The sequence below is a fragment of the Sorangium sp. So ce124 genome (assembly GCF_051525235.1).
Lineage (GTDB): Bacteria > Myxococcota_A > Polyangia > Polyangiales > Polyangiaceae > Sorangium > Sorangium atrum.
Window position 1 is genome coordinate 6,006,029 of record NZ_CP150312.1, and the last position, 19,255, is coordinate 6,025,283.

Consider the following 19,255-nt stretch of genomic DNA (forward strand, 5'->3'; position numbering starts at 1 on the left):
AGGGTTCCTGCAACTCCGCGTTACCTTTTACCCGGGCTCTCGGCGGGCAGGCGCGGTGAGCACGACCCCGCGCGCCACGTCGATCCACGTCGATTGCGCCCACGTCGAGCGCCGCCGTCGCGCCGCGCGCCGCGGAAGCGCCCTGCAAAACAGGCGATCGTCGGATGTCGCATGGAGCCCCAAGCTTCGCTAGCATGCCCCACGTCCCCCGCCGTCCGGTAGGTCCGCTGCGCGCGCAACGCCGGCACGATGGCTCGGCCCGAGGAGTCCCATGTCCATTGATATCGTTCGAGGCGAGCTCGAGCGCCTCTTTTCGCTCGATGAAATGATGGCCCTGTCGTCCGACCTCCTCGGCTTCAACCCGGCCGAGATCGGGGGCAGCGCCTCCAAGGCCTCCTTCGCGCGCGCCCTCACGGATCATTGCGTGGAGCTCGACGCCATCGATGCGTTGATCGATGCCGTCATCGCCTCACGCGCAGAGGTCGACGCGCGCGTCCGCGCCCTCGGCGCGCATGGGCTCGGCCTGCCGGAAGAGATCGGGCCAGGCGAGGCGTTCGGCGACTACATCGTCACGAGAAAAATCGGCGAGGGCCCGCGGGGCCTCGTCTACGCGGCGACCCGGGGGACCGAGCCGCGGACGCTCAAGGTGCTCCGGCGCGAGGCGACCCGGGACAGCCGGGCGGTGCGCAGGTACCTCACCCACGTCCGCCTGGCCGCGCAGGTGCACCACGAGAACCTGGCGAGCGGCGTCGACGCGGGGATCGTGGGCGGCCGGGCGTTCGTGGCGTACGCGCACGTCGACGGGCTGCCGCTCTCGGCGCGCCTCGCGCGCTCGGGGCCGCTCCACATCAACGAGGCGAAGCCGCTGCTCCGAGGGATCCTCGGCGGCCTCGCCGCGCTCCACGAGCAGCGCCTCGTCCACGGCGCGCTCAAGCTCGAGAACGTCGTCGTGGCCCGCGGCGAGGACGGGGAGCCGCTCCCGGTCCTCGTCGACGTCGGCGGCGACCGGCTCGGCGCCGGGTGGTCCAGCCCGGAGCTCGTCGAGGCGGCCAGCCCCGAGCAGCTGCGCGGCGAGAGCGTCGGCCCCGCGAGCGATCTCTACGCCTTCGGCGCGCTGCTCTTCGAGCTCCTCACGGGCAAGCCCGTGTTCTCGGGCGCCGCCGCTGTCGACATCGCCGTCGCGCACCTCATCGAGCCGCCGCCGCCGCCGAGCGCTGTCGCGCCGCGCGGCTGGGTGGGCAAGGACGTCGACGAGCTCTCGGGCCGCCTGCTCGCGAAGGCGCAGGACGCCCGGCCGAGGGGGACGCGCGCGGTGCTCGACGCGATCGAGCCGCTCGGCAAGCCGCAGCAGAAGGAGGCGGCGATCGAGGGCGCGCAGCTGAACGACCTCATCGATCGGCTCGTCGCGAGCCCGATGGACACGGAGCTCGCGCTCGCCGTCGAGGCGGCCGTCGATCGGGGAGCGGACCCGGGGCGCGTGGCCGAGGCGCTCGTGATGGCCTCGGAGCAGATCGACGCGGGCTCGGCGCCCGGCCAGGGCGATGACCAGGGCGTCGCCGCGAAGAAGCTCCTGCACTTCCGGGCGGCCAGGATCTACGAGAAGGGGCGGCTGCACGACAAGGCGGAGGCGGTCTACCTGCGCCTGCTCGAGCTCGCGCCGGGCGACGACATCGCCTTCAGCGCGCTCGAGGAGCTCCGCAAGGCGCTGGGTAAGCACGAGGAGCTCGTGGAGATGCTCCTCCAGCGGAGCGAGCGCGCCGAGACCGCCGGCGAGCGCGCCCGGGCGCTCAACGAGATCGGGCACCTCTACGTGCGGGAGCTCGACGACAAGGACCAGGGGGTGTTCGCCTTCGCCCAGGCGCTCGCGCAGGATCCGGAGCAGGACGCCTACGCCGTCGACCTGGAGCGCGCGGCCGGCAGCGACATGAAGATCTGGTCCGAGGCGCTCCAGATCCTGAGCCAGGCGAGCACCGACGAGGCGATGCCGGCCGAGGCGAAGCTCGCGCTCTTCAACCGGCTCGGGCCCTGGTATGCGGAGAAGATCGCGCGGGCGGACCTCGGGATCCCGTGCTTCCAGTTCGTGCTCGGGCTCGACCCCGCGAACGAGGAGGCGCTGGAGGGGCTCTCGCAGGTCTACCGCCGCGCCCAGCAGTGGCAGGAGCTCGTCCAGGTGCTGCTGTCGCGGGCCGACCGCGCCGCGACCCCGGGGGAGGCGCGCGACCTCCGCGCCGCGGCGGCCGATCTCCTAGAGACGAAGCTGAGCGACGCAGGCCGCGCGCGCGACCTGTACGAGCAGATCTTCGCCGAGGATCCGGGGCACACGAGGACGTGCGAGGCGCTGCTCAGGATCTACCGGCGCGCCGAGGATCACGCGGGCTACGCCAAGATCCTCGAGCGGCGCGCGGAGGCGCAGCGGGGCGAGGAGCGCGTCGACACGATCTGCAAGCTCGCCGAGCTCTACGAGGACCGGCTCGGGGACCTGGGCGAGGCGACGCGCCGCTACGAGGCGGCGCTCGAGCTCGATCCGGCCAGCCTGACGGCCCTGCGCGGGCTCGATCGCATCCACAGCCGCGCCGGCAGCTACGCGGCGCTCCTCCAGAACCTGGCGCGCCAGATCGACGTCAGCGCGACGCCGCGCCAGAAGATCAACCTCTACGAGCGGATCGCCGGCATCCACGACGAGGAGTTCCTCGACCACGCGAAGGCGGCCGAGGCCCTCGAGGCGATCCTCGGGATCGACAGCGCGCACGAGGGCTCGCTCGCCGCGCTTGGGCGGCACTACCGCGCCCTCGAGCGCTGGGAGGACGTGGTGTCGCTCTACGAGCGGCAGCTCGTCATCGTGTCCGACGACAGGCGCCGGGAGGAGCTGCTGCTCGCGATGGGGCGCGTGCTCCTCGAGCAGGTCGGCTCGCCCGAGCGCGCCCGCAAGGCCTACGAGCGGGTGCTCGCGATCGATCCCCACCACGCCGGGGCCCTGGAGTCGCTCGCGCACGTGCGGGCCGCGACGGGCGACGCCGCGGCGGCGCTGAGCGCGATCGAGTCGCTCGCGGCGACGGCGAAGACCGCGGAGAGCCGGGCCGATCTCTGGATCCGCGCGGCGAAGATGCTCGAGGAGAAGGGCGATCGGGACGGGGCGATCGAGCGCTACAAGATGGCCCTCGACGCGCAGCCGCAGAACGCGGGCGCGTCCTCGGCGCTGCGCGCGGCCTACCTCGCCCGGGGCGACGCGACGAGCGCCGTCGAGCTCATCGCGCGCGAGGCCGAGGCCGCGGAGGGCAACCTCGCCAAGGGCCGCCTGTACGGCGAGATGGCGCTGCTGCTCCGGGAGCGCCTCAAGGACGACGGGCGCGCGGCGGAGGCCGCGACGAGGGCGGTCGACCTCGATCCTACGGGCGTGCCCGGGCTCATGATCTCGGGCGATCTCGCGTTCGAGGCGGGCCGCTTCCTCGAGGCGGCGCGGCACTACGAGCTCCTGGCGAGCCGGGTCGACGTCCTGCCGAAGGAGCAGGGGCTCAAGCTGCTCCTCCGCTACGTCGACGCGCTCGGCAAGAGCGGCTCGAGCGGCAAGGCGATCGGCACGGTGAAGGCGCTGCTCGCGCTCGCGCCGGACGACCCGGCCGCGCTCTCGCGGGCCGCCAGGGTCAACCTCGACGCGGGCAGGGCCAGGGAGGCCGCGGAGCTCTACGGCCGCCTCGTGGACCGCTTCGGCGCCGGCCTGCCGGAGCGCGACCGGGCGGAGGCGCTCCTCGGGCTCGGCGAGGCGCGGCTTGCGGCCGGCGATCCGGACGGCGCGGTCGCCGCGCTGAACGGCGCCGCCGATCTCCTCCCGGAGTCCCCTGCCCCGCTCGCCCTGCTCTCCAGGGTGTTCGAGGCCAAGGGGGACTGGGAGGAGGTCGTGCGCCTCAAGCACCGGCGGCTCGACGTGGTGACCGGCGAGGAGCGGAGCGCGCTCCTGCTCGAGATCGGCGACCTGCTCGCCGCGCACCTCCACGACCGGGCGCGCGCCGCGAAGAGCTACGTGGCCGCGCTGGACGAGCGCCCGGACGACCGGAGGATCCTCACCAAGCTGATGCAGCTCTACAGCGAGGAGAAGGACTGGTCGAAGCTCGTCGACATCGTCCTCAAGCTCGCCGCCAAGATCGACGACAGCCGGCAGAAGGCGAAGTACCTGCACACGGCGGCGATCGTGAGCGCGCGGCAGCTCGGCGATCTCGACCGGGCCGCCACGTTCTACGACGAGGTGCTGGCGCTCGACCCGTCGCTCACCCGGGCGCTCGCGGAGGCGATCGAGCTCCGCGGCGAGAAGGGCGACCACGAGGAGGTGGAGCGCCTGCTCAAGGTCGAGCTCGACAGGGCGACCGAGGAGAACGACACGGCGAAGATGCTCGAGACGTTCGACCGGCTGGGCGCCCTCTACAAGGACAAGCTCGGCTGGACGAGCGAGGCGATCGACGCCTACGAGGCAGCGCAGACGCTCGATCCCGACAGCGAGGCGCGGAACGAGCTCCTTGTGAACCTCTACGCCAGCAACCCGGCGGAGTACCTGGACAAGGCGGTGGTCGCGCAGGCCCCGATCCTGCGGCGCAACCCGTACAAGCCGGACGCGTACCGGCTGCTCCGGAAGATGTACACAGAGGCGAAGCGCGCCGACGCGGCCTTCTGTCTGTGCCAGGTGCTCTGCTGCCTGAGCGCCGCCGAGCCGGACGAGGAGCGCTTCTTCCGGCGCCTGCGCCCCGACACGGCCGCGGCGGCGCAGCAGCCGCTCGACGACGACGCGTGGGCGACCGCGCTCGTCCACCCCGACGCGGATCCGCTCCTGACCGCGGTCTTCGGCGTCATCGAGCCGGCCGTGCTCAGGAAGAACGGGCAGCCGCTGGAGGAGCTCGGTTACCAGCTCGCCTACCAGCTCGATCTCTCGCGCCACCCCTACCCGATGTCGCAGACGCTCTACTACGCGGCGGGCGTCCTGGGGCTCTCGCCGCCGCTCACGTTCCAGGATCCGAACGACGGCGGCGGCGTCTCGTTCCTACACGCGCACGTCCCGGCGATCGTGCTCGGCGCCGCGGCGCTCCAGATGGACCTGCCCACGCAGGCCGCCGCGTTCATCGCCGCCCGCCACCTCACCTACTACCGGCCGGGCATGTACCTCCGGCACCTGGTGCCGACGGGCACCGGCCTGCGCGCCTGGCTGTTCGCGGCGATCAAGCTGATCTCGCCCACGTTCCCGATCACGAAGGAGCTGGAGGGGCCGGTGATGGACGACCTGGCCGTCCTGGAGCCCATCCTCGTCGGGCCGGCGCGCGATCAGCTCGCGAGCGCCGTGACGAAGCTGCTCCAGGCCGGCGCCATCGACCTGAAGCGCTGGGTGTCCGGCGTCGACCTGACGGCCGACCGCGCGGGGTTCCTCCTCGCCAACGACCTCGAGCTGGCGCAGGAGATGATCAAGGCGACCGACGAGGCGAGCGCCGCCCTGCCCCACAAGGAGAGGCTCAAGGAGCTCACGCTCTACGCGGCCAGCGAGGAGTACTTCGCCATCCGGCAGCGGCTCGGCATCAACATCGACAGCTGAGGGCCGTCCCTCGGCCGCGGAGCGCTGGCGCCCGGCCTCGAGCTACGCCGGCCGGGACCGCCGCCGGCGGAATCTGGCAGGCCGGGTCAACTGGATCATCGGCGATCCAGCTGCGGGATGTCGCTTCCTGCCCACTTCCGCACCGGACTGGTTGACGGATAAATCCTCAAATTGCTAGGCTGCTGGCCGGCATTAGGCCCTTTTCGATCGTATGTTAGCTCGCCGCAGCGTGGCAGCGGGCAGCCTGAGCGATTGTGTGAAAGCACGCCCATGGCGGCAAAGAAGACCCGAAAAACTTCGAAAAAAGACCGGAAGAGAGCGACCAAGGCCAGCGCGGCAAGCTCGAGGCGAGCAACCTCGACAGCGCGGACGCGGAAGGCGAAGCCTGCCGCCCGCTCGGCCGCGCGCAAGCCGAAGCGGAAGGCCGCATCCTCTCGTCCTGCTGCGCGACGCACCGCTGCCGTGAAGGCCGCAAAGCGGCGGAAAACCACGACAAAACGGGCGACCACCCGCAAGTCGGCGGCCCCGGCGCGGCGCAAGGCGGCGCGCACACCGGCGCGGGCAACCCGTACGGGCGCGAGGAAGAAAGCGGCGGTCGGGAGGGCGAAGAAGGCCACCCGCGCGGCCGCGAAGCGAGCGAGCGCGTCGAAGGCGAAGAAGGCCGCGGCCAGGACGAAGGCCAGGTCGACGCGCACCGCCGCCAAGCTCAGGACGACCAAGGCCAGGGCGAAGGCCAGGGCGACGAAGGTCAAGGCGAGGGCGGCGAAGGCCAGGGCGACGCGGGCGAAGACGGCGAGGGCCAAGGCCACGAAGGCCAGGGTGACCCGCGCCAGGGTCGCAAAGCCGAGGGCCGCGAAGGTCAGGGCCGCGAAGACCAGGGCGGTCGCCGGGCGGGCGCGGAAAGCGAAGGCCGCGAAGACGAAGGCCGCGCGGGTCAAGGCCACGAAGCCGAGGCTCGTGCGGGTCAAGGTCACGAAGCCGAGGCTCGTGCGGGTCAAGGTCACGAAGCCGAGGCTCGTCAGGAGAAAGGTCGCGGCGCGCTCCGAGCGGGCGCTCGCGGCGCCGGCGGCAGAGCCGACGAAGCTCCGCAAGAAGCTGAAGCTGAGGCTCGACGATCAGCCGAAGCTCAAGGAGAAGCCGAAGCTCAAGGACGTCTCGGAGCAGGCCGCGCCGAGCGAGGTCGAGCGACCGCGCCGGGCGAGCGACAGGCCGTCACGCACGAGCGACAAGCCGGTCGCCGACAAGAAGAGCGCGCGGCCGGGCGGGGCGAAGGGGAAGAGCGCGGGGGCGTCGATCGAGCGCCGTCCGGGTCGCGTCCCGCTCCGGGAGGCGCCGCGGGTGGTCACCCTGCCGCTGCCGATGCTGCCGCCGCCTCGGCGAGCCACCATCGAGGAGCGCAGCGCGATCATCGAGCAGCGGTTGAACGCGCAGTCGGAGGACTTCCGGCGGCGCTACATCGACAGCCTCGATATGTCGTGGATTTACCACGACAGCGCGCTCGAAGGGGTTGTCTACACGTTCGACGAGCTGCGCGCGGCCCTCGCCGGCCCGGCGCCGCTCGTCACGGACTCGAGCCTTCAGCCGACGTACGATGACATCCGGCGGCACAAGGAGGCCATCGCGTACGTGCGCGAGCAGGGCGAGAACAAGCGGGCCCCGCTCACGCTCGACTGCATGAAGAAGCTGTACCTGATCCTCCATCCGGAGGAGGGGGATCTCAAGACGGTCAAATACCGCAAGGACATCCCCCAGCATCGGCTCTACTTCCACGAGTACGCTCCGCCGGACAAGATCGCCTACAAGGTGCGTCAGATCATCGACTGGCTGAACGACCCCGAGACGCGGAAGACGCGGAACGGCATCCGGATCGCCGCGCGCGCGCACTACGATCTGCTGCGGGTCTATCCGTTCCCGAACGACAGCGGCAAGGTCGCGAGGCTGTTCATGAACATGCTGCTGCTCCGCACGGGCCTGCCTCCGTCGATCATCCACTCGACCGAGCGGCAGCGCTACTACGAGGCGCTGAAGGGCTCGGCGACGACGGTGCTGCAGATGGTGCAAGAGTCGGTGGAAAACGCGCTCGCGAGCGTCGAGAAGCTCCTCGATGAGCATGAGACGCGGAAGCGCGCCTTCGTCAGCTGAGACGGCAGAGGGCGGTCGCGCGCGAGACCTCGCCCTGACTGGGCGGGGCGCGCGCCGACCGCCCGCGTCGGTCGCTGTCCATCCCGCAGGTCCACATCGAGACGAGGGCGTCGCCGCACCGGTGAAGCGGCCGAGCAAGGCGGCTCCCGGGGGTGCCCTCAGGGCGGCGAAGACGCGCGCGCCGAGGCCCGAGAAGGCAGCGGTCGCCGACGCGGCTCGGCCGACGCCGGCGCGCGCAGCGCCGAGCGCGCCGCAGGCCACCTTCGCGCGGCTGCGCGCGCTGCACCCGGACGCCCACTGCGAGCTGGATCATCGCTCCTCGTTCGAGCTCCTCGTCGCGACGGTGCTCAGCGCCCAGACGACGGACGTGCTGGTCAACAAGGTGACACCCCACCTGTTCGGCGCGTATCCCGACGCCCGCGCGCTCGCCAGCGCCGACACCGCCGAGGTGGGCGCGCTCCTCCGGCGGCTCGGGATGGGCATGTTCAACCAGAAGGCGACGAACATCGTGGGGCTCGCGCGAGGCCTCATCGAGCGGCACGGCGGCGAGGTGCCGAGGACGCTCGCCGAGCTCGTGAAGCTGCCCGGCGTCGGGCGCAAGACGGCGAACGTGGTGCTCGGCGTCGCCTTCGGAGCGCCGGAGGGCGTCGTGGTCGACACACACGTGCAGCGCCTGTCGCAGCGGCTCGGGTGGACGACCAGCGACAAGCCAGAGCAGATCGAGCGCGACCTCGTGGCGCTCTTCCCGCGGCGCGACTGGGACATGCTGTCCCACACGCTGATCTTTCACGGCCGCCGGATCTGCTTCGCGAAGAAGCCAGCGTGCGGAGGCTGCGGGATCAGCGACGCGTGCCCGAGCGCATTCCACGCAGAGAACGTGGGGCGCAAGCCGCCGCGGCGCCGCGGCGCCGCGCCGTGAACGTCAGCCGCGCTCGGCGCCTCGGCGCACAAGCTGGGTGTCGAGCGCACCGATGGAAGGTGAAAGCAGGCGAACGCGGCGCATCGTCGCCCGGCGCCCAGCGAGCTGTTTATCGCGCTGGAGCCGAGGGCGCGGGATAAACTTGGGCCAATGAAGGCTCCGCACCTGATCCTCGCCCTCGCTTGCCTCGTCACCGCCGCGTGCAGCCCTCTGGAGGACGATCTCTGCGACTACAAGTGCGACTGCGAGGGGTGCAGCGACCGCGAGTACGGCGACTGCCTCGATCGCTATGATCACAGGTACGTAGACGCCGACCGCCGCGACTGTGTCGACGAGTACGACGCTCTCCTGGAGTGCGAGGACGACACCGGGGTCTGCAACCGCGACGATAAATGGAGTACGTCCTGTAAGTACGAGAACGACGCTCTGAATCGCTGCATCGACTAGTAGCACCGGGCGCCCTACCTGAGCCGGCCGCCCGGCCTCGTGGCAGCCGGCTCAGGTCCCGCCGCCGGGCGCGACGGCGGCGCCGGGCACGACGGCGCCAGCGCTGCGGAAGGCCGCGACGAGCTGCTCCGACGCCGTGTAGGGGTCGACCTTGCGCCGCGCGACGGCGTGCACCGCGGCCTCGAGCGCAGGGCCGAGCGCGGCGACGGCGGCGTCGGTGAGCGCGTCGCGGAGCTGCACGTGCATCGCTTCGCGCAGGCGCTCCTCACGGCGCGCAGCGCCGGCCTCGGTCCCGAACAGCCACGCTCGGTGCCCCTCCAGCTTGTCCACGAGCGCCGCCACGCCCTCGTTACGTGTGGCCACGGTCCGCGCGATCACGGGCTCCCACGGCCCTTCGACTGGCTCTCCTCCGGGAGGTGGCGCCCCCTGCGCGCGGGCGTGGAGCGCCGCGGCGCTGTGCCCGCGCGCCCGCCCGGAGGCCGCCGCCACCTCTCCGCCGAGCGCGATCATGAGCTCCAGATCGCGCACCGCCGCGTCGGCCCCGTCCCGGTCGGCCTTGTTCACGGCGAAGACGTCGGCGCACTCCAGGATGCCCGCCTTGATCGCCTGCACCTCGTCGCCCATCCCCGGCGCGGCGACGACCAGGGTGGTGTGCGCCATCCGGGTGATCTCGAGCTCGTCCTGCCCGACGCCGACGGTCTCGACCAGCACGACGTCCGCGCCCCAGGCGTCGAGCACCCGCACGACGTCCACCACCGAGCGCGACAGCCCGCCGAGCGCGCCCCGGGTCGCCAGCGACCGGATGAACACGTCGGGATCGCTGAAGTGGGCCTGCATGCGGATGCGATCACCGAGGATCGCGCCGCCGGTGAACGGGCTCGTGGGATCGACCGCCACCACGGCGACGCGGCGGCCCTGCCCCCGGAACACGCCGATCAGCCGATCCGTGAGCGTGCTCTTGCCTGCCCCCGGGTTCCCCGTCACGCCGAGGATCCAGGCGCGGCCGGTATGGGGGAAGAGATCCTTCAGGATCGCGGCATAGTCGCCGACGCGGTCGTCGACGAGCCGGCAGGCCCGCGCCGTCGCGCGCGTCTCGCGGGCGAGGACCTTGTCTGCGAGCGGATGCACGCGAGCGGCTTAGGCCCGGCGATGCCGGAACACAACCGGCCCGCGGCCGACGCGGCGTCGCCCTACCTACCCTGCCCCGCCGCCGGCCGTGCCGCCGCCGCCGCCCGCCGTGCCATCACCGCCGCCGCCCGCCGTGCCATCACCGCCGGCCGTGCCGCCGCCGGCCGTGCCGCCGCCGGCCGTGCCATCACCGCCGGCCGTGCCGCCGCCGGACGATCCGGCGCCTGCTCCGCCCTCCCCGCCCGCCGACGAGCCGGCGCCCCCGGCGCCCCCGACGGCGTCGAAGATCGGCCGCGTGTCGCCGCACGCGACGACGAGCAGAGCCCAGAGCACAGCGCACGAGGTGAAAGCGAGAGCGCGATTCCACATGGGTACGTCCTTGCCACGGGACGCCGGGCGGCGCGCTCGCAAAATTCAGCGACGTGCTTCTGTCATGGCGCCGCGCGCGGCTGCCGCTCGAAGCGCCGCCAGCGGCCATCGATGAGCCGCTCGTGCGGCAGGTACTGCGCCTTGTAGACAAGCCGCGAGCAGCGCTCGACGTACAGGCCGAGGTACAGGTACCGGAGGCCCCAGGAGCGGCACAGCTCGAGCTGCTTCAGGATCGAGAAGACACCGGGGCTCAGCGGCTCCAGCTCGGGCTCATAGAACGAGTAGACCGCGGACAGGGAATCCTGCCCCCGATCCACGACGGCGACCCCGACGAGACGGCCGCCGACGCGATAGCGCATCTCGAACGTCTCGCAGCAGCTGTCCACGAGGAACGCCTCGTACCCCGCGGCGCCGAGCGGGCCATCGTCGCGCATCAACCCCCGGCCGTGCTTGTGCCGGTTGTACAGGATGATCTTCTCTCGCGTGGTCACGGGCGGGCCGATCTCCACGTCCACCACGCGCTCTCCACGGCGGAGCACCCGGCGCTGCGTGCGGCCGGGGACGAAGTCACGAACGACGATCCGGATCGGCTCGCACGCGCGGCACGAGGGGCACTGGGTGCGGTAGAGCAGCTTGCCATGGCGACGGTTGCCCGCGACGAGCCTCTGGTCGAACTCCGCACGGGTGAGCGGGCGGATGGGCACGCGCAGCGGCATCCGCGCTTCGGCTTCGGGCAGGTACGGACAGGGGCTCACCTCGTCATGGACCGTGAGCTCGATAGGGTTCGCTCCCTCGTCCAGCCGAGGGAGCTCGGCGTCCTGCCCCGCTACCGAATCTCGCTCGCTCGATGAGCCCATGTCGGTGTCGATCCGAGCGCTCGATCCCCCATCGAGCTCCCGGCCGCTAGATCAAGGGGATGCCTGTTGCACTGCCACGTCAAGCAAAACCCAGAGCGGCCCGGGCCCGCTGAGAGCTCCGCCCGCTTGCGCCCCGCTGGCCCGTGTCGCACATCTACCCATGCAAACCCACGTGCTACCCACGTACGCTGCATCCTCCGGTTTTCCGGCTCCGGGCCTGGGCGATCCGGGCGTTGCGCGAAGAGCCCGAGCCCGCGCGGCGCGCCCTTTTCGCTCGGCCCGGAGGCCAGTATGACCGCGCGCGCGACCGCGACAGGGACGTCCCATCCACCATCGAGCGCCCGAGTCGCGCGAGCGCCTCAAGAAAGGCCGAACGCTTTGGATCTGACAGGAAAGCAGCGCCGCCACCTCCGCGCGCTGGGGCATCACCTCGACCCGGTCGTGCAGCTCGGCAAGGCCGGCTTGACCGACGGCGTCGTCACGGCCGTCGACGCCGCCCTGGAGCGGCACGAGCTCGTGAAGATACGCCTGGGCACCGAGTGCCCGGACGAGCTGGACGACGTCGCGGACTCCCTCTCCCAGAAGCTCCGCGCCGCCGTCGCGCAGACGCTGGGACGGACGATCCTGCTGTACAGGCGCCACCCCAAGGAGCCGAAGATCAAGCTGCCCGCGGGCAGCTGAGCGCAAGCGCCCGCAGCGCGCGCCCACCCCATGGGCGGCCTCGGGCGCATCGACTCGACGAGACGTCGACGAGACGCCGCCGAGGCCGCCTTCCCACGTGCCGCGGCGGCGAGGCCTCGGATCGCCGAGGCCCCGGAGCCGACGTCACACGTGCCGGAGCGTGGGGCGCTCGGCCAGCAGGTGATCGAGCCAGGCGTTCGACAGCTTCTCCTGCACCGTGTTGGCCCGGAGCCTCGCGGCGAGGTTCTTGAAGTCGACGTGGTCGATGAGCTGGTCCTGGTTGAAGCACGAGAAGACCAGCGTCTCCTTGCCCGTCTCCGGGTCCACGTGCCGCTGGAGGCACTGCGCGCAGACCTCCTTCATCATGCACTGCATCGGCGAGTTGATGCTCGCGATGCCCACGTGCTTCGGATCCAGGTGCGGCGCCAGCACGCCGTGCCGCGCCTCGCGCACGGCGTTCATCATCTTGTCCGAGCCGATCGCGATGATGCGCCGGACCTCCGAGAGGGCCGCCAGCTCGCCGCCGAACTGGCGCTCGGCGTAGGCCCGCATCGCCTGGACGATGTTGCCGCGGAAGTGGCGGTCGGTCGCGCGCCGCGGGGTGACCTCGGCGCCGCCGTCCGTGCACCAGATGACCTGGTCGGTCGCCACCTCGATCTCGTCCTGCTTGAAGAGATCCTCGCCCCGCCTGTAGCCGGCGAAGTAGATCACGCGGGCGCCGCGCGCCTTGAGCGCCTTCGCGATCGAGAACAGGACGGCGTTGCCGAGCCCGCCGCCGGCGAGCAGCACCGTCTCTCCTTCGGGGATGTCCGTGGGCGTGCCGGTCGGCCCCATCACGACGACCTCCTCGCCCGGGCGCAGCGCGGCGAGCAGGCGCGAGGACGCGCCCATCTCGAGCGCGATGAGCGACAGCAGCCCCTTCTCCTTGTCGACCCACGCGCCCGTGAGCGCGAGGCCCTCCATCGCGAGCCGCGTGCCGCGGATCACGGGCGAGCGCACCTCGTAGTTCTGCAGCCGGTAGAACTGCCCGGGCTCGAACTTCCGCGCCGCCGCGGGCGCGCGCACGACCACCTCGACGATCGTCGGCGTGAGCCGCTGGACCCGCTCGACCACCGCGCCGAGGTCGTGATCGATGCGGGCGAAGAGGTCGCGCCTCCGCGCGTCGCGCGCGGCCTGCGGCTCCTCGCCGAGCCGGGCGATGTCGTGGCGGAACAGCGCGACGACGGACGGGTACGCGTCCTTGGCGCTCGCCATCGCCTTCACGACGCTCCCCGCGTAGTGGGGGTGGTTGTCGCCGTAGAAGCTCACCGCGTGCTCGCCGTCGTTGTAGCTCGTGAAGAAGCCCTCCCGCGGCTTGGCCGGCTCCACCTTGAGCGCGCCGCCCTCGTCGACGTAGGCGCGGTGCGGCTGGAAGAACTGCCGCCACTTGTCGAACACGAACGAGCCCGGGCGCTCCTTCTCGTACGTGACGTTGGGGCTCGTCCCGGCCGCGACGCACACGGTGCGGGCGGGGATCGAGACCGCCTGCCCCGCGCTCCGCCACTTGCCGTCCACGATCTCCTGCCGATCGAAGACGAGCGAGGAGACGCACCCGCGCTCGTCGAGCACCGCCTCGACCGGGGCGAGGTTCTCGACGTAGCGGATCCCCTCCTCGAGCGACTTGGCGACCTCCTCGTGGTTCAGCCGGTACGCCGGCGAATCGATGAGCCGCTTCCGGTAGACGAGCGAGACGCCTCCCCACGCGTCGATCAGGCCCTGGAACCGCGGCGGGCGCCCCTCGCGCGCGGCGCGCGCGCGCTCGTCGCGGATCTCCTCCGCGTGGCGCCGCTGCTCGGCCAGGAACTCCCGCTCCTCCTCGTCGAACATCGCGAGGACGGCCACCTCTCCGCGCTCCGCGACCAGCGCGTCGAGCCGATCGGCCGTCTTCTCGGCCTGCACGACGTAGTACGCGGCGAGCTCCGTCGCGGTGTCGATCGCCGTGAGGCCGCCGCCGATCACCACCGCCGGCAGGCGCACCTGGAGGTTCGCGAGCGCCGAGCGCTTGTAGGCCCCGGCCAGCTGGAGCGCCATCAGGAAGTCCGACGCCTTGCGGATGCCGCGCGCGAGGTTGTTCTTGAGCGGGATGATCGTCGGACGCCCCGCGCCCGCCGCGATCGCGACGTGGTGGAACCCGAGCCGGAAGGCGTCGTCGAGATCGATCGTCCCGCCGAACCGCACGCCGCCGTGGATCCGCAGCAGCCGCTGTCGGGCGAGCGTGACGTATAGGACGGTGAGGAAGTTCTTGTCCCATCGCACCGTGATCCCGTACTCGCTCACCCCGCCGAAGCCGAGGAGGACGCGCTCGTCGAGCTCCGTGTAGAGCCGCTTGAAATCCTTGACCGGGCGCGGCGGGCGCGACTCGTCGCCCGTGAGCTCGACGGGCAGCGGCTCGATCTTCAGCCCGTCGATCGCCACGCACGCGAAGCCCTGCCGCGTGAGGTGGTGCGACAGCGTGTAGCCGGCCGGGCCGAGGCCGACGACGAGCACGTTCTTCCCGTTATACGGCAGCGCGTGCGGCCGCAGCGCGTCGAGCGGGTTCCAGCGCGTGAGGAGCCCGTAGATCTCGAGGCCCCACGGGAGCGACAGCACGTCCGTGAGCACCGCGGTCTCGATCTGCGGGATGTCCACCGGCTCCTGCTTCTGGAAGACGCACGCCTTCATGCAGTCGTTGCAGATGCGGTGACCGGTGCCGGGGCACATCGGGTTGTCGACGCAGACGAGCGCGAGCCCGGCGATCGACTCGCCCCGCCCCCGCATGGTGTGCATCTCGCTGATCTTCTCGTCGAGCGGGCAGCCGTTCAGCTCGACGCCGAGCGGGTTCGCCTTGATCGCCCCGGTCTTGTTGTCGCGCAGGCCCTTCGAGCACGAGTCCTTGTCGCGATCGTGGCAGAAGAGGCAGTAGTCGACCTGGCTCTCGACCTCGCGCGGCGGCGCGCGGCGGTCGGTCAGCGCGAAGCCGTCGCGATCCCTCCGCTCGTGCTCGGGGCCGACGAGGAGCTCGGCCGAGCCCGGGCTGCCGTTCGCGCCCTTCCTCTGAAGCTGGACGAGCTCCTGGTAGTCCAGCGTGCGCGGCGCCTTCAGCGTCGGCCACCGCCGCGCCGGATCGTGCTCGTCCGCGCGGCGCGCCGCGAGCCACGCCTCGACGGCGTCGAGCGCGAGCGCCACGACCGCCCCGTCCTCGGCCTCCGTCGGCTCCGCGCCGGCGACCGCCGCCGCCGGCGCCACGCTCTCGGCGAGCGCCTGGTCCTCCCGTAGCGCCGCGCGCACCTTCGCCGCCCGCTCGCGGAGCTCGTCCGTCCATTTCGCGCCGCCGGCCTTGGCGGCCTTGCGGGCGATCTCGTCGACCTCGATCAGGGCGAGCGTCGCGCGCGCGATCGCGAGCTCCTCCGCGGCGGAGCCGCCGTCGAGCGCGCTCGCAGGCGCGCCCACGGCCGCGAGCGACCGCCGCGCCGCGTGCGCCGCCTCGACGTGCGTGCCCCGCCACGCCTTCCCCGGGTTCGGCTTGAACAGGCGCTTCTTCGAGAACTCGCGCTTGAAGTCCCAGAGCGCGCTCCGCTCGAGGGTCGCGTCGATCTGCGCCTGCGTCTCCCGCTCGACCCGGAAGAGCATCGCCACGAAGCGGCCGACGTGGGGCGCCGCCGCGAGGAGCGCCTCCGAGACCTGCTCCGGCGTGAGCGCGGGCCGACTCGCGCCGCCCTCGGCGCCGGAGGCCTCCGCCTGCGCCGCGCGCAGCGAGGCCCTGTACGCGTCGAAGCGCGCGTAGGCGCCCTCGTCCGCCGCGTGGAAATACTCCTCGAAGCGCTCCGTCAGCTCGGCGAGCTTCGCGGGGTCGAAGAGGTCGGCGTAGCCGAAACCAGGGAGCCCGAGCTCGAGCTCGGAGGCATCCGAGGTCGCCTGCACCCACGAAGAGAAGTCAGCCTGCACTCCAGCGTTCGCTTCCATACCCGCGACAAATGCTTTCTATTTCAAGGAGGGTTCGCTCACCCGACGATGGCCTGCCCACGCGGCCTCGAGAGCGACGTAAGGTAGCACCTGGCGCACCTTCGACCTGTCGCTCGGGCAACAATCATCGCAATCGGATTGCGTCTGTCAGCTCGACGAACGCGCAACGGCTGCGCGCTCAGCGACGTGGCGACCGGCAGCGCGGAGCGTCAGAACCCCTGCGAGACGACGCGCTCGATCGTGTGCGTCGAGATGTTGCCCGCGACGACCTCTGGATCGCGCAGCAGCGCCTGGTGCAGCGGGATGTTTGTGCGGATGCCGCCGATGATGAACTCGTCGAGCGCGCACCGGAGCCTGGCGATCGCCTCGGCCCGGTTCGCGCCGTGCGCGATCACCTTGGCCACCAGCGAATCGTAGGAGCTCGGCACGCGGAAACCGCCGTACACGCCGGAGTCGACGCGGATCCCGACGCCGCCGGGCGAGTGGTACTCGGTGATGAGGCCCGGCCACGGCACGAACGAGCGCGCGTCCTCGGCGTTGATCCGGCACTCGATGGCGTGGCCGCGGAAGCTCCAGGGCCGCGTGTCGGGCAGCGAGAGGCGCTCGCCGGCAGCGGCGAGGATCTGCTGCGCGACCAGATCGACGCCGGTCACCATCTCGGTGACCGGGTGCTCGACCTGGACGCGGGTGTTCATCTCCATGAAGAAGAGCTCGCCCCGCTCATCCATCAGGAACTCGAGCGTGCCCAGGCCGGTGTAGCCGGTCTCGAGGATCGCGCCCCTGATGATGTCGCCCATCCGGGAGCGCTTCTCGTTGTCCATCGCCGGGCTGGGCGACTCCTCCATCACCTTCTGGTGCCGGCGCTGGAGCGAGCACTCGCGCTCGCCGAGCGTCCACACGCCCCCGTGCTGATCCGCGAGCACCTGGAACTCGATGTGGCGCGGCGCCTCGACGTAGCGCTCGAGGTAGACGTCCGGGTTCTTGAAGCCGCTCAGGGCCTCCTGCGTCGCGATCTCGAACGAGCGCTGCACCTCGCCGGCCTCGCGGACGATGCGCATGCCCCTGCCGCCGCCGCCGCCGGAGGCCTTCAGGATCACCGGATAGCCGACGCGCTCGGCCTGCTCGGCCGCGTCCGCCGCGCTCTTGAGCACGCCCGTGCCGCTGAGCATGGGGATGCCGAAGCGCTTGGCGACCTCGCGCGCGGACACCTTGTCGCCCCAGGTCCGCATCGCCTCCGCGGTCGGCCCGATGAAGGTGAGGCGGCACTTCTTGCAAAGCTCGGCGAACTTCGCGTTCTCCGAGAGGAACCCGTAGCCCGGATGGATCGCGTCGGCGCCCGTGACCTCCGCGGCCGCGATGATCTGGGGGATGTTGAGGTAGCTCTTCGACGCCTCGGCCGGGCCGACGCACACGGCCTCGTCCGCGAACCGGACGTGCAGCGCCGCGGCGTCCGCCTCGGAGTGGATGGCCACCGTGCGGATGCCGAGCAGGCGGCAGGCGCGGATGACACGCATCGCGATCTCGCCGCGATTGGCGATCAGGATCTTCTGGAACACGGCACCCTCGCCCGGGCAGCGCTAGCTGCTCCGCACCTTGAAGAGACGCTGCCCGAACTCGACCGGCTTGCCGTTGTCGACGAGGATCTCGACGATCGTGCCCGGAGAGTCCGCCTCGATCTCGTTCATCAGCTTCATCGCCTCGATGATGCAGAGCGCCTGACCCACGCGGATCGCGCTGCCCACATCGACGAACGGGGGCGCGTCGGGCGACGGCGATCGGTAGAACGTGCCGACGAACGGCGACGTCACATAGGAGATCCCCTCGTCGCTCGCCGCCGCGGGCGCGGCAGGGGCCGCCGGCGCGGGCGCTGCAGCCGGCGCAGGTGCCGCCGCGGGCGGCGACGCCGGCGCGACGACCGGCGCGCTGTGGATCTGGAAGGCGGCGGGCGCGAGGTGCGGCGCCGCGCCCTGCGGGATGACGCCTCCGCGCGTGAGGCGAATGCGAACGTGTTCGTCCTCGAACTCGAAGTCGCTCACGTTGCGCTTCTCTAAGATGCGTACCAGCGCCCGCAACTGCTTGAGGTTGATGTTCATGGAAGGACGTTCGGCCATCGATGTTTGCCGCCTTTCAACCAGAGTGACGGCGCATGTTCAACCTCTTTCGTCGGATCGCAGCTTCTCCAGATGCCCGAGCAGGCCGATCAGCCCAAGGACGTACGAGCTCGCACCGAAGCCCGCGACGCGCGCCATGCACGCAGGCGCGATGCGGGAGCGACGGCGGAACGGCTCTCGGCCGTCCGGGTTGGAGATGTGCACTTCGACGGTAGGAAGGGCGCTCGCGCGGATCGCGTCATAGAGCGCGATGGAGGTGTGCGTGTAGGCACCGGCGTTGAGGAGGATGCCGTGGAAGCCGCGATCGCCAGCGTGGCTGATCGCGGTCACGAGCTCCCCCTCGCAGTTCGATTGCATGCACGACACCGTGGCGCCGTGGCCCTTCGCGGCCTCCTCGACGGCGCGGTGGATGTCATCCAGCGTGGCCTTGCCGTAGATCGCTGGCTCGCGCTTGCCCAGTCGATCGAGGTTCGGCCCGGAGATGACCGAGATGCTGAAGCCGCTCAGGCGAGCTCCTTCAGCAGCACCGGCACCTTGGTGCGCAGGAGGTACCGGGCCTTGCCGATGTTCGCGTCGGGCGTCATCGAGAAGGCCACGAAGTACGAGTTGTTCACGACGCGGATCAGGGTCGTGACCTTCTCCGCCTGGATCGCGATCTCGGCGGCATTGCCCGCGTCGAGCATCTCGGCGGCGCGCTGGATCGACTTCAACACGACGCTGAACTCCGCGCCGATGGTGGTGATGTCGAACGCGGCCCCCGGCTTGGAATAGCTGTCGACCGGGATCCCCTCGAAATCCATGAGAAGGGTCGCGATGCCGCCCTCGGTGTTCTCTACGACTTCCTTCAGCACGGCCTGGAACATGCGCCGAGATTACCCAAGCGCGGCACGATCGGGAAAACAAACGAACCTGGGCCGGCATCTCGCGCCGCAGCCCGGGAGAGCCGGCGCTCATCATCGTCGCCCGACCCGCTCGGCCGCGCGCGAGCGGAGCCGATGGCGACCGGCCGCGCGCGGCGGTGGCGGATGGCGCTGCGCGGCAGCGGCGCGAA

At 71.4% G+C, this 19,255-nt stretch carries 14 protein-coding genes; 5 read left to right on the forward strand and 9 right to left on the reverse strand.

The window, feature by feature from the left end; translation table 11 throughout:
* Positions 1-271 precede the first annotated feature (271 nt).
* Entirely contained in the window at positions 272-5,569 is a 5,298-nt protein-coding gene (locus WMF19_RS22470) for a protein kinase domain-containing protein (protein WP_437900950.1), read from the forward strand.
* Positions 5,570-5,664: 95 nt separating this feature from the next.
* On the opposite strand, the gene WMF19_RS22475 is transcribed toward WMF19_RS22470, so the two are convergent.
* On the reverse strand, positions 5,665-6,573 hold the full coding sequence (locus tag WMF19_RS22475; RefSeq protein WP_437900951.1) for a hypothetical protein: 909 nt from the start codon (positions 6,571-6,573) through the stop codon (positions 5,665-5,667).
* Here WMF19_RS22475 and WMF19_RS22480 point away from each other — a divergent pair.
* The 3 genes from WMF19_RS22480 to WMF19_RS22490 all read left to right on the forward strand — a co-directional run bounded on the left by WMF19_RS22480 (position 6,527) and on the right by WMF19_RS22490 (position 9,077).
* Positions 6,527-7,711 (forward strand): Fic family protein, encoded by a 1,185-nt coding sequence (locus tag WMF19_RS22480; protein WP_437900952.1) that lies wholly within the window; start codon positions 6,527-6,529, stop codon positions 7,709-7,711. The genes WMF19_RS22475 and WMF19_RS22480 overlap by 47 nt on opposite strands.
* 121 nt (positions 7,712-7,832) lie before the next feature.
* The gene (gene nth / locus WMF19_RS22485; protein WP_437900953.1) at positions 7,833-8,630 is read left to right on the forward strand and encodes an endonuclease III; all 798 of its coding nucleotides are present in this window, start codon (positions 7,833-7,835) and stop codon (positions 8,628-8,630) included.
* A 150-nt stretch (positions 8,631-8,780) separates the two neighbouring features.
* Positions 8,781-9,077 carry a hypothetical protein gene (locus WMF19_RS22490; RefSeq protein ID WP_437900954.1) on the forward strand — a complete coding sequence of 99 codons (297 nt, stop codon included), beginning with the start codon at positions 8,781-8,783 and terminating at the stop codon, positions 9,075-9,077.
* Positions 9,078-9,128: 51 nt separating this feature from the next.
* On the opposite strand, the gene meaB is transcribed toward WMF19_RS22490, so the two are convergent.
* The 3 genes from meaB to WMF19_RS22505 form a co-directional block, all read right to left on the reverse strand.
* On the reverse strand, positions 9,129-10,205 hold the full coding sequence (gene meaB, locus WMF19_RS22495) for a methylmalonyl Co-A mutase-associated GTPase MeaB (protein ID WP_437900955.1): 1,077 nt from the start codon (positions 10,203-10,205) through the stop codon (positions 9,129-9,131).
* Positions 10,206-10,271: 66 nt separating this feature from the next.
* Complete coding sequence (locus tag WMF19_RS22500; protein WP_437900956.1) at positions 10,272-10,574, reverse strand: hypothetical protein; 303 nt, start codon at positions 10,572-10,574, stop codon at positions 10,272-10,274.
* Between the two features lie 62 nt (positions 10,575-10,636).
* Complete coding sequence (locus tag WMF19_RS22505; RefSeq protein ID WP_437900957.1) at positions 10,637-11,431, reverse strand: arginyltransferase; 795 nt, start codon at positions 11,429-11,431, stop codon at positions 10,637-10,639.
* A gap of 378 nt (positions 11,432-11,809) precedes the next feature.
* On the opposite strand from WMF19_RS22505, the gene yhbY reads away from it, so the two are divergent.
* Complete coding sequence (yhbY, locus tag WMF19_RS22510) at positions 11,810-12,112, forward strand: ribosome assembly RNA-binding protein YhbY (protein WP_437900958.1); 303 nt, start codon at positions 11,810-11,812, stop codon at positions 12,110-12,112.
* 144 nt (positions 12,113-12,256) lie between these two features.
* Here yhbY and WMF19_RS22515 read toward each other — a convergent pair whose 3' ends face one another.
* The 5 genes from WMF19_RS22515 to WMF19_RS22535 all read right to left on the reverse strand — a co-directional run bounded on the left by WMF19_RS22515 (position 12,257) and on the right by WMF19_RS22535 (position 19,055).
* A complete protein-coding gene (locus tag WMF19_RS22515; protein WP_437900959.1) occupies positions 12,257-16,093 on the reverse strand; it encodes an FAD-dependent oxidoreductase in 3,837 nt (1,278 codons plus the stop codon).
* Positions 16,094-16,302: 209 nt separating this feature from the next.
* Positions 16,303-17,649, reverse strand: coding sequence for an acetyl-CoA carboxylase biotin carboxylase subunit (gene accC / locus WMF19_RS22520; RefSeq protein ID WP_272099797.1), 1,347 nt, complete (start codon positions 17,647-17,649; stop codon positions 16,303-16,305).
* 21 nt (positions 17,650-17,670) lie between these two features.
* A complete protein-coding gene (accB, locus tag WMF19_RS22525; protein ID WP_437900960.1) occupies positions 17,671-18,204 on the reverse strand; it encodes an acetyl-CoA carboxylase biotin carboxyl carrier protein in 534 nt (177 codons plus the stop codon).
* Positions 18,205-18,243: 39 nt separating this feature from the next.
* Positions 18,244-18,711 (reverse strand): type II 3-dehydroquinate dehydratase, encoded by a 468-nt coding sequence (locus tag WMF19_RS22530; protein WP_437901658.1) that lies wholly within the window; start codon positions 18,709-18,711, stop codon positions 18,244-18,246.
* Entirely contained in the window at positions 18,708-19,055 is a 348-nt protein-coding gene (locus tag WMF19_RS22535) for a roadblock/LC7 domain-containing protein (protein ID WP_272099801.1), read from the reverse strand. Before WMF19_RS22535 ends, WMF19_RS22530 begins: the two co-directional genes overlap by 4 nt.
* Positions 19,056-19,255: the final 200 nt, after the last annotated feature.

Coding starts and splice junctions, on each gene's coding strand:
- WMF19_RS22490 (WP_437900954.1), top strand. CDS start 8,781: ATGAAGGCTCCGCACCTGATCCTCGCCCTCGCTTGCCTCGTCACCGCC.
- WMF19_RS22500 (WP_437900956.1), bottom strand. CDS start 10,574: ATGTGGAATCGCGCTCTCGCTTTCACCTCGTGCGCTGTGCTCTGGGCT.
- WMF19_RS22470 (WP_437900950.1), top strand. CDS start 272: ATGTCCATTGATATCGTTCGAGGCGAGCTCGAGCGCCTCTTTTCGCTC.
- WMF19_RS22505 (WP_437900957.1), bottom strand. CDS start 11,431: ATGGGCTCATCGAGCGAGCGAGATTCGGTAGCGGGGCAGGACGCCGAG.
- WMF19_RS22515 (WP_437900959.1), bottom strand. CDS start 16,093: ATGGAAGCGAACGCTGGAGTGCAGGCTGACTTCTCTTCGTGGGTGCAG.
- accB (WP_437900960.1), bottom strand. CDS start 18,204: ATGGCCGAACGTCCTTCCATGAACATCAACCTCAAGCAGTTGCGGGCG.